The organism is Thiohalobacter thiocyanaticus (assembly GCF_002356355.1).
In the GTDB taxonomy this organism is placed as follows: domain Bacteria; phylum Pseudomonadota; class Gammaproteobacteria; order Thiohalobacterales; family Thiohalobacteraceae; genus Thiohalobacter; species Thiohalobacter thiocyanaticus_A.
Genome location: NZ_AP018052.1, coordinates 840,906 through 857,690, shown reverse-complemented (window position 1 = coordinate 857,690; position 16,785 = coordinate 840,906). Strand labels below are relative to the sequence as shown.

Annotated in this window: 14 protein-coding genes; 2 read left to right on the top strand and 12 right to left on the bottom strand. The window is 65.8% G+C overall.

Going from position 1 to position 16,785, the window contains the following annotated elements; translation table 11 throughout:
- Positions 1-129: 129 nt before the first annotated feature.
- The 4 genes from gspE to CFK21_RS03960 form a co-directional block, all read right to left on the bottom strand.
- On the bottom strand, positions 130-1,650 hold the full coding sequence (gspE, locus tag CFK21_RS03975) for a type II secretion system ATPase GspE (RefSeq protein WP_096364980.1): 1,521 nt from the start codon (positions 1,648-1,650) through the stop codon (positions 130-132).
- Between the two features lies 1 nt (position 1,651).
- Positions 1,652-3,673, bottom strand: coding sequence for a type II secretion system secretin GspD (gene gspD, locus CFK21_RS03970; RefSeq protein WP_096364978.1), 2,022 nt, complete (start codon positions 3,671-3,673; stop codon positions 1,652-1,654).
- A 63-nt stretch (positions 3,674-3,736) separates the two neighbouring features.
- Positions 3,737-4,624 carry a type II secretion system protein GspC gene (gspC, locus tag CFK21_RS03965; RefSeq protein WP_096364976.1) on the bottom strand — a complete coding sequence of 296 codons (888 nt, stop codon included), beginning with the start codon at positions 4,622-4,624 and terminating at the stop codon, positions 3,737-3,739.
- 18 nt (positions 4,625-4,642) lie between these two features.
- Positions 4,643-5,956, bottom strand: a complete 1,314-nt coding sequence (locus CFK21_RS03960) for a DEAD/DEAH box helicase (protein ID WP_096364974.1) — start codon at positions 5,954-5,956, stop codon at positions 4,643-4,645.
- A gap of 255 nt (positions 5,957-6,211) precedes the next feature.
- On the opposite strand from CFK21_RS03960, the gene trxA reads away from it, so the two are divergent.
- Positions 6,212-6,538, top strand: coding sequence for a thioredoxin TrxA (trxA, locus tag CFK21_RS03955; protein ID WP_096364972.1), 327 nt, complete (start codon positions 6,212-6,214; stop codon positions 6,536-6,538).
- A gap of 200 nt (positions 6,539-6,738) precedes the next feature.
- The gene (gene rho / locus CFK21_RS03950) at positions 6,739-7,995 is read left to right on the top strand and encodes a transcription termination factor Rho (protein WP_096364970.1); all 1,257 of its coding nucleotides are present in this window, start codon (positions 6,739-6,741) and stop codon (positions 7,993-7,995) included.
- A gap of 322 nt (positions 7,996-8,317) precedes the next feature.
- Here rho and purD read toward each other — a convergent pair whose 3' ends face one another.
- The 8 genes from purD to CFK21_RS03910 all read right to left on the bottom strand — a co-directional run bounded on the left by purD (position 8,318) and on the right by CFK21_RS03910 (position 16,777).
- Positions 8,318-9,601 (bottom strand): phosphoribosylamine--glycine ligase, encoded by a 1,284-nt coding sequence (purD, locus tag CFK21_RS03945; RefSeq protein WP_096364968.1) that lies wholly within the window; start codon positions 9,599-9,601, stop codon positions 8,318-8,320.
- Positions 9,602-9,813: 212 nt separating this feature from the next.
- Positions 9,814-11,376 (bottom strand): bifunctional phosphoribosylaminoimidazolecarboxamide formyltransferase/IMP cyclohydrolase, encoded by a 1,563-nt coding sequence (purH, locus tag CFK21_RS03940; RefSeq protein ID WP_096364966.1) that lies wholly within the window; start codon positions 11,374-11,376, stop codon positions 9,814-9,816.
- 252 nt (positions 11,377-11,628) lie between these two features.
- Complete coding sequence (fis, locus tag CFK21_RS03935; RefSeq protein ID WP_096364964.1) at positions 11,629-11,892, bottom strand: DNA-binding transcriptional regulator Fis; 264 nt, start codon at positions 11,890-11,892, stop codon at positions 11,629-11,631.
- Positions 11,889-12,875, bottom strand: coding sequence for a tRNA dihydrouridine synthase DusB (gene dusB, locus CFK21_RS03930; protein WP_096367481.1), 987 nt, complete (start codon positions 12,873-12,875; stop codon positions 11,889-11,891). The genes fis and dusB overlap by 4 nt, the downstream gene beginning before the upstream one ends.
- Before the next feature lie 105 nt (positions 12,876-12,980).
- Positions 12,981-13,793 carry a zinc-ribbon and DUF3426 domain-containing protein gene (locus tag CFK21_RS03925; protein WP_172844245.1) on the bottom strand — a complete coding sequence of 271 codons (813 nt, stop codon included), beginning with the start codon at positions 13,791-13,793 and terminating at the stop codon, positions 12,981-12,983.
- Positions 13,794-13,901: 108 nt separating this feature from the next.
- Positions 13,902-14,789, bottom strand: coding sequence for a 50S ribosomal protein L11 methyltransferase (gene prmA / locus CFK21_RS03920; RefSeq protein ID WP_096364960.1), 888 nt, complete (start codon positions 14,787-14,789; stop codon positions 13,902-13,904).
- Positions 14,790-15,004: 215 nt separating this feature from the next.
- Complete coding sequence (accC, locus tag CFK21_RS03915; protein ID WP_096364958.1) at positions 15,005-16,345, bottom strand: acetyl-CoA carboxylase biotin carboxylase subunit; 1,341 nt, start codon at positions 16,343-16,345, stop codon at positions 15,005-15,007.
- Between the two features lie 66 nt (positions 16,346-16,411).
- Positions 16,412-16,777, bottom strand: a complete 366-nt coding sequence (locus tag CFK21_RS03910) for a GxxExxY protein (RefSeq protein WP_096364956.1) — start codon at positions 16,775-16,777, stop codon at positions 16,412-16,414.
- Positions 16,778-16,785 lie beyond the last annotated feature (8 nt).

The following is a 16,785-nucleotide window of genomic DNA, read 5'->3' as shown; positions in this document are numbered from 1 at the left end:
ACCGGCCTGCGCCGGCACAGGCTCCGGCCGGGATCCAGGCACCGCTGCGGTCACTGGATTCCCGCCTGCGCGGGAATGACGGTATCCTCAGGGGGTTATCGCCAACATTTCCGATGCCGGGTCCAGGCACTAATCCTCACGCGTCACCCGCAGCACCTCTTCCAGCGTGGTCCGACCTTCCAGCACCAGGCGGGCGCCATCCTGGCGCAGGCTGGGCGCGCGGGCCCGCACATAGCGCTCGATCTCGTGCTCGCCGGCGCCGTCATGGACCATCTGCGCCATGTGCTCGTCGACCTCGAGCAACTCGTAGATGCCGGTGCGGCCCTGGTAACCGAGCTGGTTGCAGGCGGCACAGCCGGTGGCCCGGTACAGGGTCGGCGGCTGCGCGGCATCGACCTCCAGCGCCCGGCAATCGGCCTCGTTGGCGGTATAGGGCACCCTGCATTCGTGACACAGCACCCGCACCAGCCGCTGTGCCAGTACGCCGACCAGGCTGGAGGCGACCAGGAACGGCTCCACGCCCATGTCGCGCAGGCGGGTGACGGCGCCGACGGCGCTGTTGGTGTGCAGGGTGGAGAGCACCAGGTGACCGGTCAGGCTGGCCTGCACGGCGATCTCGGCGGTTTCCAGGTCGCGGATCTCGCCCACCATCACCACGTCCGGATCCTGGCGCAGGATGGCGCGCAGGCCGCGGGCGAAGCTCATGTCCACCTTGGTGCTGACCTGGGTCTGGCCGATGCCGTCCAGGTAGTATTCGATCGGATCCTCCACCGTGAGGATGTTGCGGCTGCGATCGTTCAGGGCCGACAGCACGGCATACAGGGTGGTGGTCTTGCCCGAGCCGGTCGGGCCGGTGACCAGGATGATGCCGTGCGGGCGCTTGATGATGCGGTCCATGACCTCGCGGGTGGCCGGATCCATGCCCAGGTGCTTCAGGTCCAGGCGCCCGGCCTGCTTGTCCAGCAGGCGCATCACCACCCGCTCGCCGTGCCCCGACGGCAGGGTGGAGACGCGCACGTCCACCGGCCGGCCGGCGATGCGCAGCGAAATGCGCCCGTCCTGCGGCAGGCGCTTCTCGGCGATGTCGAGCTTGGCCATGACCTTGATGCGGGAGACGATCAGCGGTGCCAGCACCCGCTGCGGCTGCAGCACCTCGCGCAGCACGCCGTCGACGCGGAAGCGCACCACCAGCCGGTTCTCGTAGGTCTCGATGTGGATGTCGGAGGCGTTTTCCTTCACCGCCTCGGTGAGGATGGCGTTGATCAGCCGGATGATGGGCGCGTCGTCCTCGCTCTCCAGCAGATCCTCGGGCTCGGGCAGCTGCTCGGCGATGCTGTTGAGGTCGGACTCGTCGCCGAGATCCTCCATCGCCAGCATGGTGCGGCTGGAGCCCTGCTCGTAGGCGGCGGCCAGCAGGCCGTCGAACTGCTCGGCCGGCACCTCTTCCAGGATGAGGGGCAGCTGCAGGTGGCGACGCAGTTCAGCCAGCGCCGCCGGCCGGGCATCGGGCCGGCACTTGACCCGCGCCCGGCCGGCCTCGACCCGCTCGACCAGTATCCCGTGCCGCTTGGCGAAGGCAAAGCCGGGCAGTGCCGGCTCGGCCGATTCGGCCGCCTCCTGCATCACCTGCGCCGGGTCCTCCATCGTCATGCTATTCGAGCTCGAATTCCGTACCGGTGTCGGCCCCGGAATCACCGGACTCGCCCGCCTCGGGCGCCGGCGGCGGCAGGACAGGCGCCGTGGCGCCGGGAGCGAAGGACCCGCCCATCTCCGGCAGCAGCGGCGTATCGTCGCCGCGCATCAGATTCACCCCGCGCTCGCGCTTCTCCAGCTGTTTGGCGCGCATGAAATTGTACTTGCCGGCGCTGACCGCATTCTCGGTGGCGGCATCGCGCAGGATCACCGGCCGCAGGAACACCATCAGGTTCTGCTTGGTCTTCTTGGTCGACTGGGCCTTGAACAGATTGCCGAGCAGCGGGATGTCGCCCAGCAGCGGGATCTTCTGCACCGACTCGCTCAACTCGTCGCTGATCAGACCGCCCAACACCACCACCTGGCGGTCGGCCACCATGACACTGGTCTTGATGGAACGCTTGTTGGTGACGATGTCCGAGGCGCCGGAGACGGCCGTCTCGGCCACGCTGGAGCTTTCCTGCTCGATCTCCAGCTTGATGGCGTCGCCCTCGTTGATCTGCGGCGTGACCCGCAGGGTCAGGCCCACATCCTGGCGCTCGATGGTCTGGAAGGGATTCGTGGCGCCCGAGGTCGCGCCGGTATTGGTGAACTGACCGGTGATGAAGGGCACGTTCTGCGCCACCACGATCTCGGCCTCCTCGTTGTCCAGCGTGACCAGGGTCGGGGTGGACAGGATATTGGACTCGCTGTCGCTGCCCAGGGCCTTGATCAGGGCGCCCAGATTGAGGATCTCGGTGCCGAGGAAATCGGTGGTACCTTCGAAGTAGCCGATGCTCAACCCGTTGCCGGCGGCGAGCGGATTCTGCGCCACCGTGTTGATGGGGGTAGTGATATCGAAGTTGGTACCGCCGATGGCCCCGGCCTCGCTGGAGTTCGGCGCGGCCCGCCACTGCACGCCCAGTTCGGCGGCCTTGTCGGCGTTGATCTCGGCGATCACCGCCTCGACCAGCACCTGGGCGCGGCGGATATCGAGTTGCCGGATCACTGCCTGCAGCGATCGGAACACGTCCGGCGGCGCGGTGATCACCAGGGCGTTGGAGGCCTGATCGGCCTGGATGTTGGTGCCGGCCCGTTGCGCCGCCTGCTGGCCGCCGCCCTTCTGCTCCTCCTCGATCTGAGTGCTCACACCGGTCAGCACCTCGACCAGGTCCTCGGCCTTGGCGTACTTCAGATACACCACGTGGGTGTTGCCGCCGCGCTCCAGCGGGGTATCCAGGTGCGCGATGATGGCGCGCAGACGCAGGCGCTCGGTGCGCTCACCGCCGAGCAGCACACTGTTGGTGCGCTCATCGGCGGCCAGCGTGCTGCCGCCCCGGCCCTGATCCACGGGCTGTCCCGGCTGGCCCTGGCGCATGGAGTTCAGGATCCGCACCACCTCGGCGGCCGAGGCGTGCTCCAGCCGCACCACCTCGACCTCGCCTTCGCTTTCGCGGTCGATGCGGCGGATGATATCGACCATGCGCTCGACGTTGTCGGCCCGGTCGGAAATGATCAGGACATTGGTGGAGGGATAGGCCGCCAGGTGACCCTGCTGCGGCACCAGCGGACGCAGGATCGGCACCAGCTGGGCGGCGGTGACGTTCTGCACCTGCACCACCCGGGTGACCATCTCATCACCCTGTCCGGGGCGTTCGTCGCTGACGGTGGGAATACCCTCCTGCTTGGCATTCACGTCAGGGACGATCTTGATCACCTCGCCGCTGGGCACGGCGGCGAAGCCGTGCACCTTGAGGATGGAGAGAAACACCTGATAGACCTCGCGGGTGTCCATCGGCCGCGAGGAAATCACCGTGACCTGACCCTTGACCCGGGGATCCACAATGAAGTTCTTCCCCGTGACCTCGGCCACGGTACCGATCAGGGCGCTGATGTCGGCGTCCTTGAGATTGAGCGTGACGGTCTGGGACCAGGCGGTCTGGGCCGCGCCGAGCATCAGTATCAACAGCAGCCGCTGCAGCATCCCCCTCAGGCCTCGCATAGTGCTTGCGCTGTGCTTGTTATCGATCAAGACTCATTCCCCAAAACTTGCCCCAGCCTACACTCAGGGCAGTGAAAACGCCAAGTCCAGTAGCTGGTTGCCGCGCCGCAGCTGCACGCTGACCTGCTGGCTGTCGCGCAGCTGCTGCAGCACCTCTGCGGCCCTGGTCGCGCTGTCCAGTTCCACACCGTTGACCCGGGTGACCAGATCCCCGGGACGCAGGCCCAGCTGCTGGAACAACTCCGGCCGGTTGCCCGGATACAACCGGAATCCGACGAACCGGTTGTTCTCGCTGACCGGCACCGGCCGCATCAGGTCAGCCAACGCACGCGGATTGGTCTCCAGCATCCCGCGGTACTCGGCCAGGATCTCACCGGCACGCGGGTTCAGATTGCCGCTGCGCCCCCCGCCGGTTGCCGCGCCGCCCTCCAGCGACTCGCGCGGCAGGCGCAGCGTCTCGTAGCGCCCGTTGCGCTGCAGAATGATGCGATCGGCGTAAATGGCGCTCAGTTCGGCGCCGCCCGGCAGTTCGTCCTCGACCCGGTAGCTGCGTTCCTCGCCATTGGGTGCGGCGATGATGGCCCGGGCCCGTTCGGGATCCTCGGTGGCGAACAGGCCGCGCAGGGTCAGGTTCAGGCGGGTCTCGGGGGCATCGATGGGCGCGGCCCGGCCGCCGCCGACTCCCGGTCCTGTGCCCGGATCGGCCTGGCCGAACAGGTGCCAGCCGGCAATGTTCGCCGCCGACGGCCGGTCCCGCTCCGGGGCCGCCGGCGCGGACGGAACCACGTTTGCCGGTGTCGCCGGCGCGGGCGGTACGTCCGGCGCCGGCACCAGCTGCCAGGTCAGGCGCGCCAACTGATAGATTACCAGTACGACCAACGCGAGGGTCAGCAGGCGCGCGCCGGTGCGGGCCTGCTGCGTTGCCAGCCAGTCTTGCCAGGTGGTATGCATCGCTGTCTCTGTCCGGATTCAGTCCTGCCGGCGTCCGCTGCCGCGTCTGCCCTGCCGTTGCCGACCGCCTTCGCCGTGCGGCCGTCCGCCGCCGCCACGGCCGCGCCCGCCACCGCCGGGCGGGCGCTTGCGGCGCTCCCGCCGCACCGGCGGCTGCACCTCGCCGAGCAGGGACTCGTCGACCGCCTCCACCGGCAGTTTGTAGCCGATGTAGTCCTCTATCTCCGGCAGCGAATAGACGTAGTTCTCGCAGGCGAAGCTGATGGCATCACCCTCGGCCCCGGCCCGCGCCGTGCGGCCGATGCGATGCACATAATCCTCGGCCTCCTGCGGCAGGTCGAAGTTGATCACATGGCTCACATCCGGAATGTGCAGCCCGCGCGCAGCCACGTCGGTGCCGACCATCACCGGCAGTTCGCCGGACTGGAACTGCTGCAGCAGCCGCAGGCGCTTGTTCTGCGGCACGTCGCCGGAGAGGATGGCGGCCTTGATGCCGTTGCCCTCCAGATAGCCCCAGACCCGCTCGGCCTGGTGCTTGGTGTTGACGAACACGATGGTGCGGTGCGCGTCCATCCGCTTGAGCAGTCCGATCAGCAGCGGGATCTTCTCCGCGTTGGCGGTGTGATACAGCACCTGGCGCACCTTCTCAGCGGTGACCTGCTCGGGCTCGACCCGGATGATCCCGGGATCGTTCATGTGCTCATAGGCCAGTTCCGTCACCCGCCAGGACAGGGTGGCGGAGAACAGCAGTCCCAGGCGCTGCTCCGGGGGCGGGCAACGGCGCAGCAGATAGCGCACATCCTTGATGAAGCCGAGGTCGAACATGCGGTCGGCCTCGTCCAGCACCACGGCCTGGGCATGGCGCAGGTCGAACAGGTGCTGCTTGAAGTAATCGATGGTGCGTCCCGGCGTGCCGATCAGCACATCCACCCCCTCGCGCAGGCGCTGTGCCTGTTCCTCGTAGCCGGTGCCGCCATAGACGGCGGCGAAGGTAAGCCCGGTGTGTTTCCCGAGTGTGACGGCGTCATTGTAGATCTGCACCGCCAACTCACGTGTCGGCGCCAGGATCAGTGCCCTGACCTGGTTCGGCCTACGTTCATCCGCCGGCGGATGCCGCAGCAGATGTTCGAACACCGCCACCAGAAAAGCGGCGGTCTTGCCGGTCCCGGTCTGGGCCTGCCCGGCCACGTCGCGCCCGGCCAGCAGGGGCGGCAGAGCCCGGGCCTGGATCGGGGTGCAACTCGTAAAACCTGCCTCTTCAATACCTTGCAGGACTGCCGGCGACAGGTTCAGGGAGGAAAAAAGGGTTGTGTTCTCAGTTTCTTGTGTCATGACGGCCTAGCATAACCTATTTTAACGGCGGCGAGCAGCCCGCACGGCAGGCGCCGGGGCTTGCAATGCGCGGGGCTTTTCGCTGAAATGGCGGGCACGATCCAGACCGGTCGCCGCACGCGCGGCCCGAGATCCCGCAAATCCGACAACACACCGCGCCTTCCACATCCAGAACCGGGGGTTCCCGGTCCGCTTCCACTGATCCGAAATGGTTTTCTGGCATGCAGGCAAGGCACAGCAGGAGGTTCGACAACCGTGAGTGATCGCATCATGTATGTGACAGATTCATCCTTCGACCAGGAAGTGCTGCAGTCTTCCGAGCCGGTCCTGGTCGACTACTGGGCCGACTGGTGCGGCCCGTGCAAGATGATCGCCCCGATCCTGGACGAACTCGCCGATGAGTACGCCGGCAAGATCAAGGTCGCCAAGCTCAACATCGACGAGAACCCGCAGACGCCGCCCAAGTACGGCATCCGGGGCATCCCCACGCTGATGCTGTTCAAGGACGGCAATGTCGAGGCCACCAAGGTCGGCGCGGTCTCCAAGTCGCAGCTGACGGCCTTCATCGACAGCAACATCTGAACGTGCCGGCGGTCGTCCGCAAAGGCTGGACGGCCGCCGAACGGCATGCTAGATTAACCGGATAAAGCAAACTCCATAGCTCCTCGGCCCTCACCGGCCCCCCCTGTAAGCTTTAATTTGACGACGCACCTCAGCTCCGCACCCCTGCCGGATCCTGGTCGTGCTATCCATCCCGTAAACCCACTGCGTCCGTAACAAACATGAACCTGACCGATCTCAAGAAGAAACCCGCCGCTGAAATCGTTGATATTGCCCAGGAAATCGGCATCGAGAACATGGCCCGCTCACGCAAGCAGGACATCATCTTTGCCATCCTCAAGGCCCACGCCAAGAACGGCGAGGCCATCTACGGCGACGGGGTGCTGGAGATACTGCAGGACGGCTTCGGCTTCCTGCGCTCCGCCGACAGTTCCTATCTGGCCGGGCCCGACGACATCTATGTCTCGCCCAGCCAGATCCGGCGCTTCAACCTGCGCACCGGCGACACCATCTCCGGCAAGATCCGCCCGCCCAAGGAGGGCGAACGCTACTTCGCCCTGCTCAAGGTCAGCGAGATCAACTTCGAGCCGCCGGAGAACGCCCGCAACAAGGTGCTGTTCGAGAACCTCACCCCGCTGCATCCGACCGAACGGCTGGGCCTGGAGATCGGCAACGGCAGCACCGAGGACATCACCCCGCGGGTGATCGACCTGGCCGCCCCCATCGGCAAGGGCCAGCGCGGGCTGATCGTCTCCCCGCCCAAGGCGGGCAAGACCATGCTGCTGCAGAACATCGCCCAGAGCATCACCACCAACTACCCGGACGTCTACCTGATCGTACTGCTGATCGACGAACGGCCCGAGGAGGTCACCGAGATGGACCGCTCGGTGCGCGGCGAGGTGGTATCCAGCACCTTCGACGAGCCGGCCAGCCGCCATGTGCAGGTCGCCGAGATGGTGATCGAGAAGGCCAAGCGTCTGGTCGAGCACAAGAAGGACGTGGTCATTCTGCTGGACTCCATCACCCGCCTGGCGCGCGCCTACAACACCGTGGTGCCCTCCTCCGGCAAGGTGCTGACCGGCGGCGTGGACGCCAACGCCCTGCACCGGCCCAAGCGCTTCTTCGGCGCCGCGCGCAATGTCGAGGAAGGCGGCTCCCTGACCATCATTGCCACCGCCCTGATCGACACCGGCTCGCGCATGGACGACGTGATCTACGAGGAGTTCAAGGGCACCGGCAACATGGAGATCCACCTGGACCGCAAGATCGCCGAGCGCCGCATCTACCCCGCCATCAATATCAACCGCTCCGGCACCCGTCGCGAGGAACTGCTCACCAAGCCCGACGAGCTGCAGAAGATGTGGATCCTGCGCAAGCTGCTGCACCCGATGGACGAGCTCGCCGCCATGGAGTTCCTGCTCGACAAGCTCAAGGACACCAAGACCAACAACGAGTTCTTCGATTCGATGAAGCGGTGAGGTAGTGAAGAGTGAGGGCTGAGGAGAAGACCCGGGCAGTAGTTGTCAGTACCCTCGATCCGTCATCCCGGCGCAGGCCGGGATCCAGTGACCACGGAGGTATCTGGATCCCCGCCTGCGCGGGGATGACGGATAGTGACGTAGGTCGGGTTAGCGCAGCGTAACCCGACAGGGTTCTGGTCCGGCGTCGGGTTACGCCCTGACGGGCTAACCCGACCTACGCAGCTGGATCCCGGCCTGCGCCGGGATGACGATGTCTGTAGAGTTTTCTGAAATCAAGAGGCCTTCGCGCGCCTTGTTCGCCAAGGCGGTGTGAAGCGCGTCAAACCCCGCGCCCAACGGCGCGGAAGCCGATATCCCGCCGGAAATACACATCCTTCCAGGTAATGGAATCCACCCGTTCGTAGGCCCGACGCTGGGCCTCGGCCACGCTCTCCCCCAGGGCGCAGACGCACAGCACCCGGCCACCGCTGGTCACCACCGCACCGTCCTGCTCGGCGGTACCGGCGTGAAAGACCTTCACCCCGGCCTCCTCCTCACCTTCCAGCCCGGCGATGGGCGCTCCCTTTGAGTAGCTGCCGGGGTAGCCGCCGGCGGCCATCACCACGCCCAGCGCGGCGCGGGAATCCCATTGGGCCCGGACCTGATCCAGCCGCCCCCCGACCCCGGCCAGGCACAGTTCGACCAGGTCGGACTGCAGCCGCATCAGCACCGGCTGGGTCTCGGGATCGCCGAAGCGCACATTGAACTCCAGCACCTTCGGGGTGCCGTCCGGGGCGACCATCACACCGGCGTAGAGGAAGCCGGTGTAGGGCGCGCCCTCCAGGGCCAGACCTCGTACCGTGGGCTCGATCACCTCCTGCATGATGCGTGCGTGGATCTCGGGCGTGACCACCGGCGCCGGCGAGTAGGCGCCCATGCCGCCGGTATTGGGACCGGTATCGCCCTCGCCGGCGGCCTTGTGGTCCTGGGAACTGGCCAGGGGCAGCACATGCTCGCCGTCGACCATGCAGATGAAGCTGGCCTCCTCACCCTGCAGGAACTCCTCGATCACCACCCGATGGCCGGCATCACCGAAGGCGTTGCCGGCCAGCATGTCCTTCACCGCCTGGGTCGCCTCGTCAGCGGTCTGTGCCAGGATCACGCCCTTGCCCGCGGCCAGACCGTCGGCCTTGACCACGATGGGCGCGCCGCGGTCATGGATGTAGCGGATGGCCGCGTTCACCTCGGTGAACACGCCGTAGTGCGCGGTGGGGATGTTGTGGCGCTGCAGAAAGTCCTTGGCGAAGGCCTTGGAGCCCTCCAGCCGGGCGGCGTCGCGGCTGGGACCGAAGACCTTCAGGCCGGCGTCGCGGAAGGTATCGACGATGCCGGCAACCAGCGGCGCCTCCGGACCGACGATGGTGAGATCGATGGCATTGTCGGCGGCAAAACGAAACAGCGCCGGGATGTCCTCGGCGCCGATGGCAACGTTCTCCAGCCCCGGCTCGCGCGCCGTGCCGGCATTGCCCGGCGCGACATACACCGTCTCCACCTGCGGCGACTGCGCCGCCTTCCAGGCCAGGGCGTGCTCGCGGCCGCCGCCGCCGACGATCAGTACCTTCATAGATTGCTCCTCAGATCAAGAGCGCCACGGAATACACGGAAAACACGGACAAATAAAAATTGCCCCAACATATGTAGGTCGGGTTAGCCCGTCAGGGCGTAACCCGACACAATCTGCCAGCCCTGTCGGGTTACGCTGCGCTAACCCGACCTACGTACTATTTATTCCTGTTGTCCAGGCGGTCCGTGTATTCCGTGGCGCTCTTAAATATATCAATGCCGGAAATGCCGCATGCCGGTGAACACCATCGCCATGCCGTGCTCGTTGGCGGCGGCGATGACCTCCTCGTCGCGCATGGAGCCGCCGGGCTGGATCACCGCGGCTATCCCGGCCGCCGCGGCCTGGTCGATGCCATCGCGGAAGGGGAAGAAGGCATCCGAGGCCATCACCGAGCCCGGCACCTGCAACCCGGCCTGTTCGGCCTTGATGCCGGCGATGCGGGCGCTGTTGACCCGGCTCATCTGGCCGGCGCCGACCCCGATGGTCATCTGTTCGCGGGCATAGACGATGGCATTGGACTTGACGAACTTGGCCACCTGCCAGGCGAACAGCAGGTCGCGCATCTGCGCCTCGCTCGGGGCCGTGTCGGTGACCACCCGGGTCTCGTTGACCAGCGCCAGGTCGGCCTGCTGCACCAGCAGGCCGCCGGTCACGCGCTTGAAGTCCAGCCGTACGGCAGGCTGTTCCGGCCACTGGCCACAGGCCAGCACCCGGACGTTCTTCTTGGCGGCCAGGGCCGGCAGGGCGTCCTCGGCGATCTCCGGCGCGATGATCACCTCGACGAACTGGCGCTCGACGATGGCCGCGGCGGTGGCGGCATCCAGCGTCTGATTGAAGGCGATGATGCCGCCGAAGGCGGATTCGGGATCGGTCTGAAAGGCCCGGTCGTAGGCCTCCTGCAGGTTGGCACCATAGGCCACCCCGCAGGGATTGGCATGCTTGACGATGACACAGGCCGGCGCGGCGGTGAGGCCCTTGACGCATTCCAGTGCGGCATCGGTATCGGCGATGTTGTTGTAGGACAGTTCCTTGCCCTGCAGCTGGCGGGCGGTGGCCACCGAGGCCTCGTTCACGTCGGGCTCGACATAGAAGGCCGCGCCCTGATGCGGGTTCTCGCCGTAGCGCATCGACTGGACCTTGCGGTACTGGGCACTGAAGGTGCGCGGGAAATCAGGCTCGGCACCGGGCAGGTTGCGCCCGCCCAGGTAGTTGGCGATGGCGCCATCATAGCAGGCCGTATGCTCGAAGGTCCTGACCGCCAGGTCATAGCGGGTGGCGTCCGTGACCGCGCCCTGGTTGGCCGCCATCTCCTCGAGGATACGTGGGAAGTCGGCGTTGTCGACCACCACGGTCACGCTGGCGTGGTTCTTGGCCGCGGCCCGCAGCAGGGTCGGGCCGCCGATGTCGATGTTCTCGATCGCCGTGGGCAGGTCGCAGTCCGGATCGGCCACGGTGCGCTCGAAGGGATAGAGATTGACCGCCACCAGGTCGATGGGCGGGATGGCGTGCTCCTGCATCACGGCGTCATCGGTGCCGCGGCGGCCGAGGATGCCGCCGTGGATCTTCGGATGCAGGGTCTTCACGCGCCCGTCCATCATTTCGGGGAAGCCGGTGTAGTCGGACACCTCCACCACCGGCAGACCGGCCTCGGCCAGCATGCGGGCGGTGCCGCCGGTGGAAAGGATCTCCACGCCCTGCTCATGCAGGGCGCGGGCGAAGTCGACGATGCCGGTCTTGTCGGAGACGCTGATGAGCGCGCGCTGGATCTTGTTCATGGATGTCCTTTGTTTAACAACTCAAAGAGCGCCACGGAATACACGGAAAGCACGGAAAATTTCACAACAACTGTCAATCCACTCCGTCATTGCGAGGCGCATAGCGCCGTGGCAATCTCTTACTGGCTGGTGCTACATTACGAGATTGCCGCGCTGCGTTTATGCCCTCTGGGTGCTCGCAATGACGGGGGCATTTTTTTATTTGTCCGTGTTTTCCGTGTATTCCGTGGCGCTCTTGATCTTGATCTTGATCTAAATCTCGATCTCATACTGCCGCAGCTTCTTGCGCAGGGTGCTGCGATTGATGCCGAGGATCTCGGCAGCGTGGGTCTGGTTGCCGCCGGCGTACTGCATCACGGTCTCCAGCATGACGGGCTCGACCTCGTTGATCACCATCTGATAGACATCGCTGGGATCGTGGCCGTCCAGATCCTTGAAATACAGTTCCAGGCATTCCTTGACCGAACCACGCAGGGGGCCGCGTTGCTTGCTGTTCTTCTTTTTATCTGCGTTCATGCCGCCTTGACCTCGCGCTGCGTCAGTTGCTCGAAGAAGCGTTCCGTCATTGCCAGCTGCTCGGCGACGGTCTCCACGCGATTGACCTGATCGCGGAAGGCCGCGCCGCCGGGCTGTCCCTTGCTGTACCAGGAGATGTGCTTGCGGGCGATCCGTACCCCGGTGTGCTCGCCATAGAAATCGTACAGGTTGTGCAGATGTCCGATCATGATGTCGCGGATCTCGTCCACGTCCGGCTCCGGCAGCAGCTCGCCGGTGGCCAGATAATGCTCGATCTCGCGGAAGATCCAGGGCCGGCCCTGGGCCGCGCGGCCGATCATGACGGCATCGACGCCGGTATACTCCAGCACCTGCCGGGCCTTGAGCGGATCGCGGATGTCGCCGTTGGCGATCACGGGGATACTCACAGCCTGCTTGATGTCGCGGATGGTGTCGTATTCGGCCTCGCCCTTGTAGGCGCAGGCGCGGGTGCGGCCGTGCACGGCCAGGGCGCGGATGCCGGCCTGCTCGGCAATCTGCGCGATGCGCACGCCGTTGCGGTGGGCCGTGTCCCAGCCGGTGCGGATCTTGAGCGTGACCGGCACCTCCACCGCCCCGACCACGGCCTCGAGGATGCGCTGGACCAGGTCCTCGTACTGCAGCAGGGCCGAGCCGGCCATGACATTGCACACCTTCTTGGCCGGACAGCCCATGTTGATGTCGATGATCTGGGCGCCGTGGTCGACATTGTGCCGCGCGGCCTCGGCCATCATCTCTGGGTCGGCCCCGGCGATCTGCACCGTCCTGGGCTCGACCTCGCCGTCGTGATTGGCGCGGCGGCGGGTCTTCTCACTGCCCCACAGCAGCGAATTGGACGACACCATCTCGGACACGGCCAGCCCCGCGCCCAGCTGCTTGCACAACTGCCGGAAGGGACGATCCGTCACGCCCGCCATGGGCGCGAGTACCAGACGGTTTCTGAGTTGGTAGGGTCCGATGTGCATCATTGTTCTGGGAGGTCATGGGCTCGACCGGACGGCACATGATACCCGCTCGCCCGGAGAGGGGGAAGCACGCCGGTCGGATTCATTCAGGCCAGCGGGGCGGCCTCAACGAAAATCAAACTGATAGGAAACCAGTTCGGTGCCGGGGTCGGCCAGGGTGAGCCGCAGCTGCAACCGCTCGCCGGCCGGCACCCCCGGAATGACGGTGGACGAAGCCGGTGACAGATAGTCTTCAGGACCGAACCAGCGCCCGGCCTGGCGCCGGCCGGTCAGGTCGGTGAAGAAGATACCGACCCGCGGCCAGGCCTGGGTGAAGTCGGCCTGGTTGACCAGGTCCAGTTCCACCTCGAGGGCGCCTTCGCGGTGCGGATGCGCCTGTATCTGACGCTGCTGGATCGCCCACTGGTCCGGCGCCCGCCGCAGCGGCAGTTCACAGCCGGTATAGGCACAGAAACGCTCCAGCCAGGGCTGCCATTCGGACAGGGTGTAGAGCCGCTCACGCTGCAGGTAGACACCCTGACCGAGCAGGGTGAGCAGCAACAGCAGCAGGAACAGCCCCTGCAGCAGGCGCAGCCCGGTGCGCGGGCGCGGCGCCTGGAAGTCCTCCAGCAGCACGGCCGGGATCTCGACCGTGTCGGGGCGCTGCCGCGGTTCCTCCGTCGCGCCGGCCGCCGTGGACGCCTCCACCCGGGGGGCGAACACCCCCCAGCCCGCCGTCAGGGGGCGGATGTTGCATAGTACCAACACCTCATGGCGGCGCTCGGCTGGCGCCAGCGCATCCTCCCAGCTGTCGAACAGGGACTCCAGGGCATTGAAGCCCCTGCCGCACTCCGGGCAGCGAACCCATCCGCTTGCGACCGCGAGATGGCCGGCGCGCAGGGCAAAGACGGTCTGGCAATGGGGACAGCGAGTGAGCATTGTGTTCCCTGGCCTGGAGAGAAAGTAGGATGGGTGAAGGCGCGCAGCGCCGCAACCCATCGCCGGTAACGACGCGGTCATGATGGGTTGCGCTGCGCTCCACCCATCCTACGCGTACTGGTCACGGCGTCTGCCGCTGATTCTAACCCAGCCGTCCTGCTGATCCACCACCAGGTGCTCAAAGGCAGCGGCATAGGCCGCGCGGACCATGTCTGACTGTTCGGCCAGGATGCCGGACAGGACAATCATCCCGCCGGGGCGCACCTGCCCGGCCAGGGTCGGCGCCAGTTCCACCAGCGGGTTGGCGAGGATATTGGCCAGCATCAGGTCGGCCTGCAGCGCCGGCACATCCTCCGGCAAACAGGTGTCGACGCCCTCGCCCACGCCGTTGCGCCCGGCATTGTCGCGGGTGGCAATCAGGGCCTGGGGATCGTTGTCCACAGCCCAGACATGACGCGCGCCCAGCTTGAGCGCGGCAATGGCGAGCACGCCCGAGCCGCAGCCGTAGTCGATCACCTCCAGGTCCGCCGGCGGGTGCCGGTCCAGCCATTCCAGACACAGGGCCGTGGTCGGATGGGTGCCGGTGCCGAAGGCCAGTCCGGGGTCGAGCAGAATATTGACCGCGTCCGGATCGGGCGGCGGCTGATGCGAGGGGCAGATCCAGACCCGCTCGCCGAAGCGCATGGGCCGGAATTCATCCATCCAGGCCCGGACCCAGTCGCGATCCTCCAGGGTCGCTGACTCGATCCGTTCTGCCGCCTCGCCCAGCGGCGCCCGCAGACCGGCAATCAACTGCGCCGGCTCGGCCCCGGCCTCGAACAGCGCCACCACCCGGGTTCGCGACCACAGGGGCGTGGCCCCCGGTGCCGGCTCCAGCACCGGCTCGTCGGCGGCATCCTGGAAGGTCACCGAGACCGCGCCGGCCTCCAGCAGCAGGTCGGAGAGTTGCTCCAGGTCGAGATCACCGGCTTCGAGAGAGAGTTGAATCCAGGGCATGTTTAATTGATCAAGAGCGCCACGGAATACACGGAAGGCACGGAAATGAGATTGGCGACAGGACTAAAGACATCGTCATCCCCGCGCAGGCGGGGATCCAGCAGCCGCGGCGGTTTATGGATTCCCGCCTGCGCGGGAATGACGTGGGTAATGTTTGGGCTTTCAAGAATCAATAAGTTCCGTGCCTTCCGTGTATTCCGTGGCGCTCCTGATCTTCACAACCCCAGTTTCTTCTCCAGGTAGTGGATATCGGTACCGCCGCGGATGAAGGCACTGTCGCTGCAGATGTCGCGATGCAGTTCGATGTTGGTCCTGATGCCGTCGACCACCAGTTCCGACAGCGCCCCGCGCATGCGCGCCAGCGCAGCCTCGCGGGTCTCGCCGTGGGCGATCAGCTTGCCGATCATGGAATCGTAGTTGGGCGGCACCCGGTAACCGTTGTAGATGTGCGAATCCCAGCGGATGCCGGGGCCACCGGGCGGATGGAACTGCTGGATGGTGCCCGGCGAGGGCAGGAAGCTGCGCGGGTCCTCGGCGTTGATGCGGCATTCCACCGCATGGCCGCTGATGTGGATGTCGTCCTGGCGATAGGACAGGCCCTGGCCGGCGGCGATGCGCAGCTGCTCCTTGACGATGTCCACGCCGGTGATCATCTCGGTGACCGGGTGCTCGACCTGCACCCGGGTGTTCATCTCGATGAAGAAGAACTCGCCGTTCTCGAACAGGAACTCGAAGGTCCCCGCGCCGCGGTAGTTGATTTTGCGGCAGGCCTCGGCGCAGCGCTCGCCCATCTGGGCACGCTGCTCGGGGCTGATGCCCGGCGCCGGCGCCTCCTCGACCACCTTCTGATGGCGGCGCTGCATGGAGCAGTCGCGCTCGCCCAGGTGGATGGCGTTGCCCTCGCCGTCGGCCAGCACCTGGAACTCCACATGACGCGGATGCTCCAGGAACTTCTCCATGTAGACCATGGCATTGCCGAAGGCCGCCTCGGCCTCGGTCTGGGTCAGGGTGATGGCGTTGAGCAGCGCCGCCTCGGAATGCACCACCCGCATGCCGCGCCCGCCGCCGCCGCCGGCGGCCTTGATGATGACCGGGTAGCCGATCTCGCGCGCCAGCCGCAGGTTGGTGTCGGGGTCATCGCCCAGCGGCCCGTCCGAGCCCGGCACACACGGCACGCCGGCGGCCTTCATCGCCTTGATGGCCGCGACCTTGTCGCCCATGGTGCGGATGGTCTCGGCGCGCGGGCCGATGAAGATGAAGCCGCTGCGTTCGACCTGCTCGGCAAAATCGGCATTCTCGGACAGGAAGCCGTAGCCGGGATGGATGGCCACGGCATCGGTGACCTCGGCCGCACTGATCAGGGCCGGGATGTTGAGATAACTCTCCGTCGAGGGCGCCCCGCCGATGCACACCGTCTCGTCGGCCAGGCGCACATGCTTGAGGTCCCGGTCGACAGTGGAATGCACCGCCACGGTACGGATATCCAGTTCCCGGCAGGCGCGGAGGATACGCAGCGCGATCTCGCCGCGGTTTGCGATGACAACTTTATCCAGCATGGTTTATCGATTTCATAAAAATTAAGAGCGCCACGGAATACACGGAAGGCACGGAATGATTCAATTTCAGATGATAATGCGCTTGATCTCGGCCCTGGGATGGGTGAAATTCACCAGCAATCCCACCTTTTTGCTGCTGGCACGCAGGTAATTGACCAATTGCGCCTCATGCACTTTAGACAGCTCTGTTTGGGCCTTGAGTTCAACAAGCACCTTGAACTCAACCAGAATATCGGCCAGATATTCACCCACAACCTCGCCCTTGTATTCGACCCTCAAGGGCACCTGCGCCTCAGCATTGAGCCCCTGCAGGCAAAGTTCCCTGAGCAGCGCCTTTTCGTATACCTTTTCCAGAAATCCAGCACCCAGCTGCCGGTATACCTCATAAACACACCCACGGATACCGTAAGTCAGCCCTTTTTCCACCAACATATGCGTTC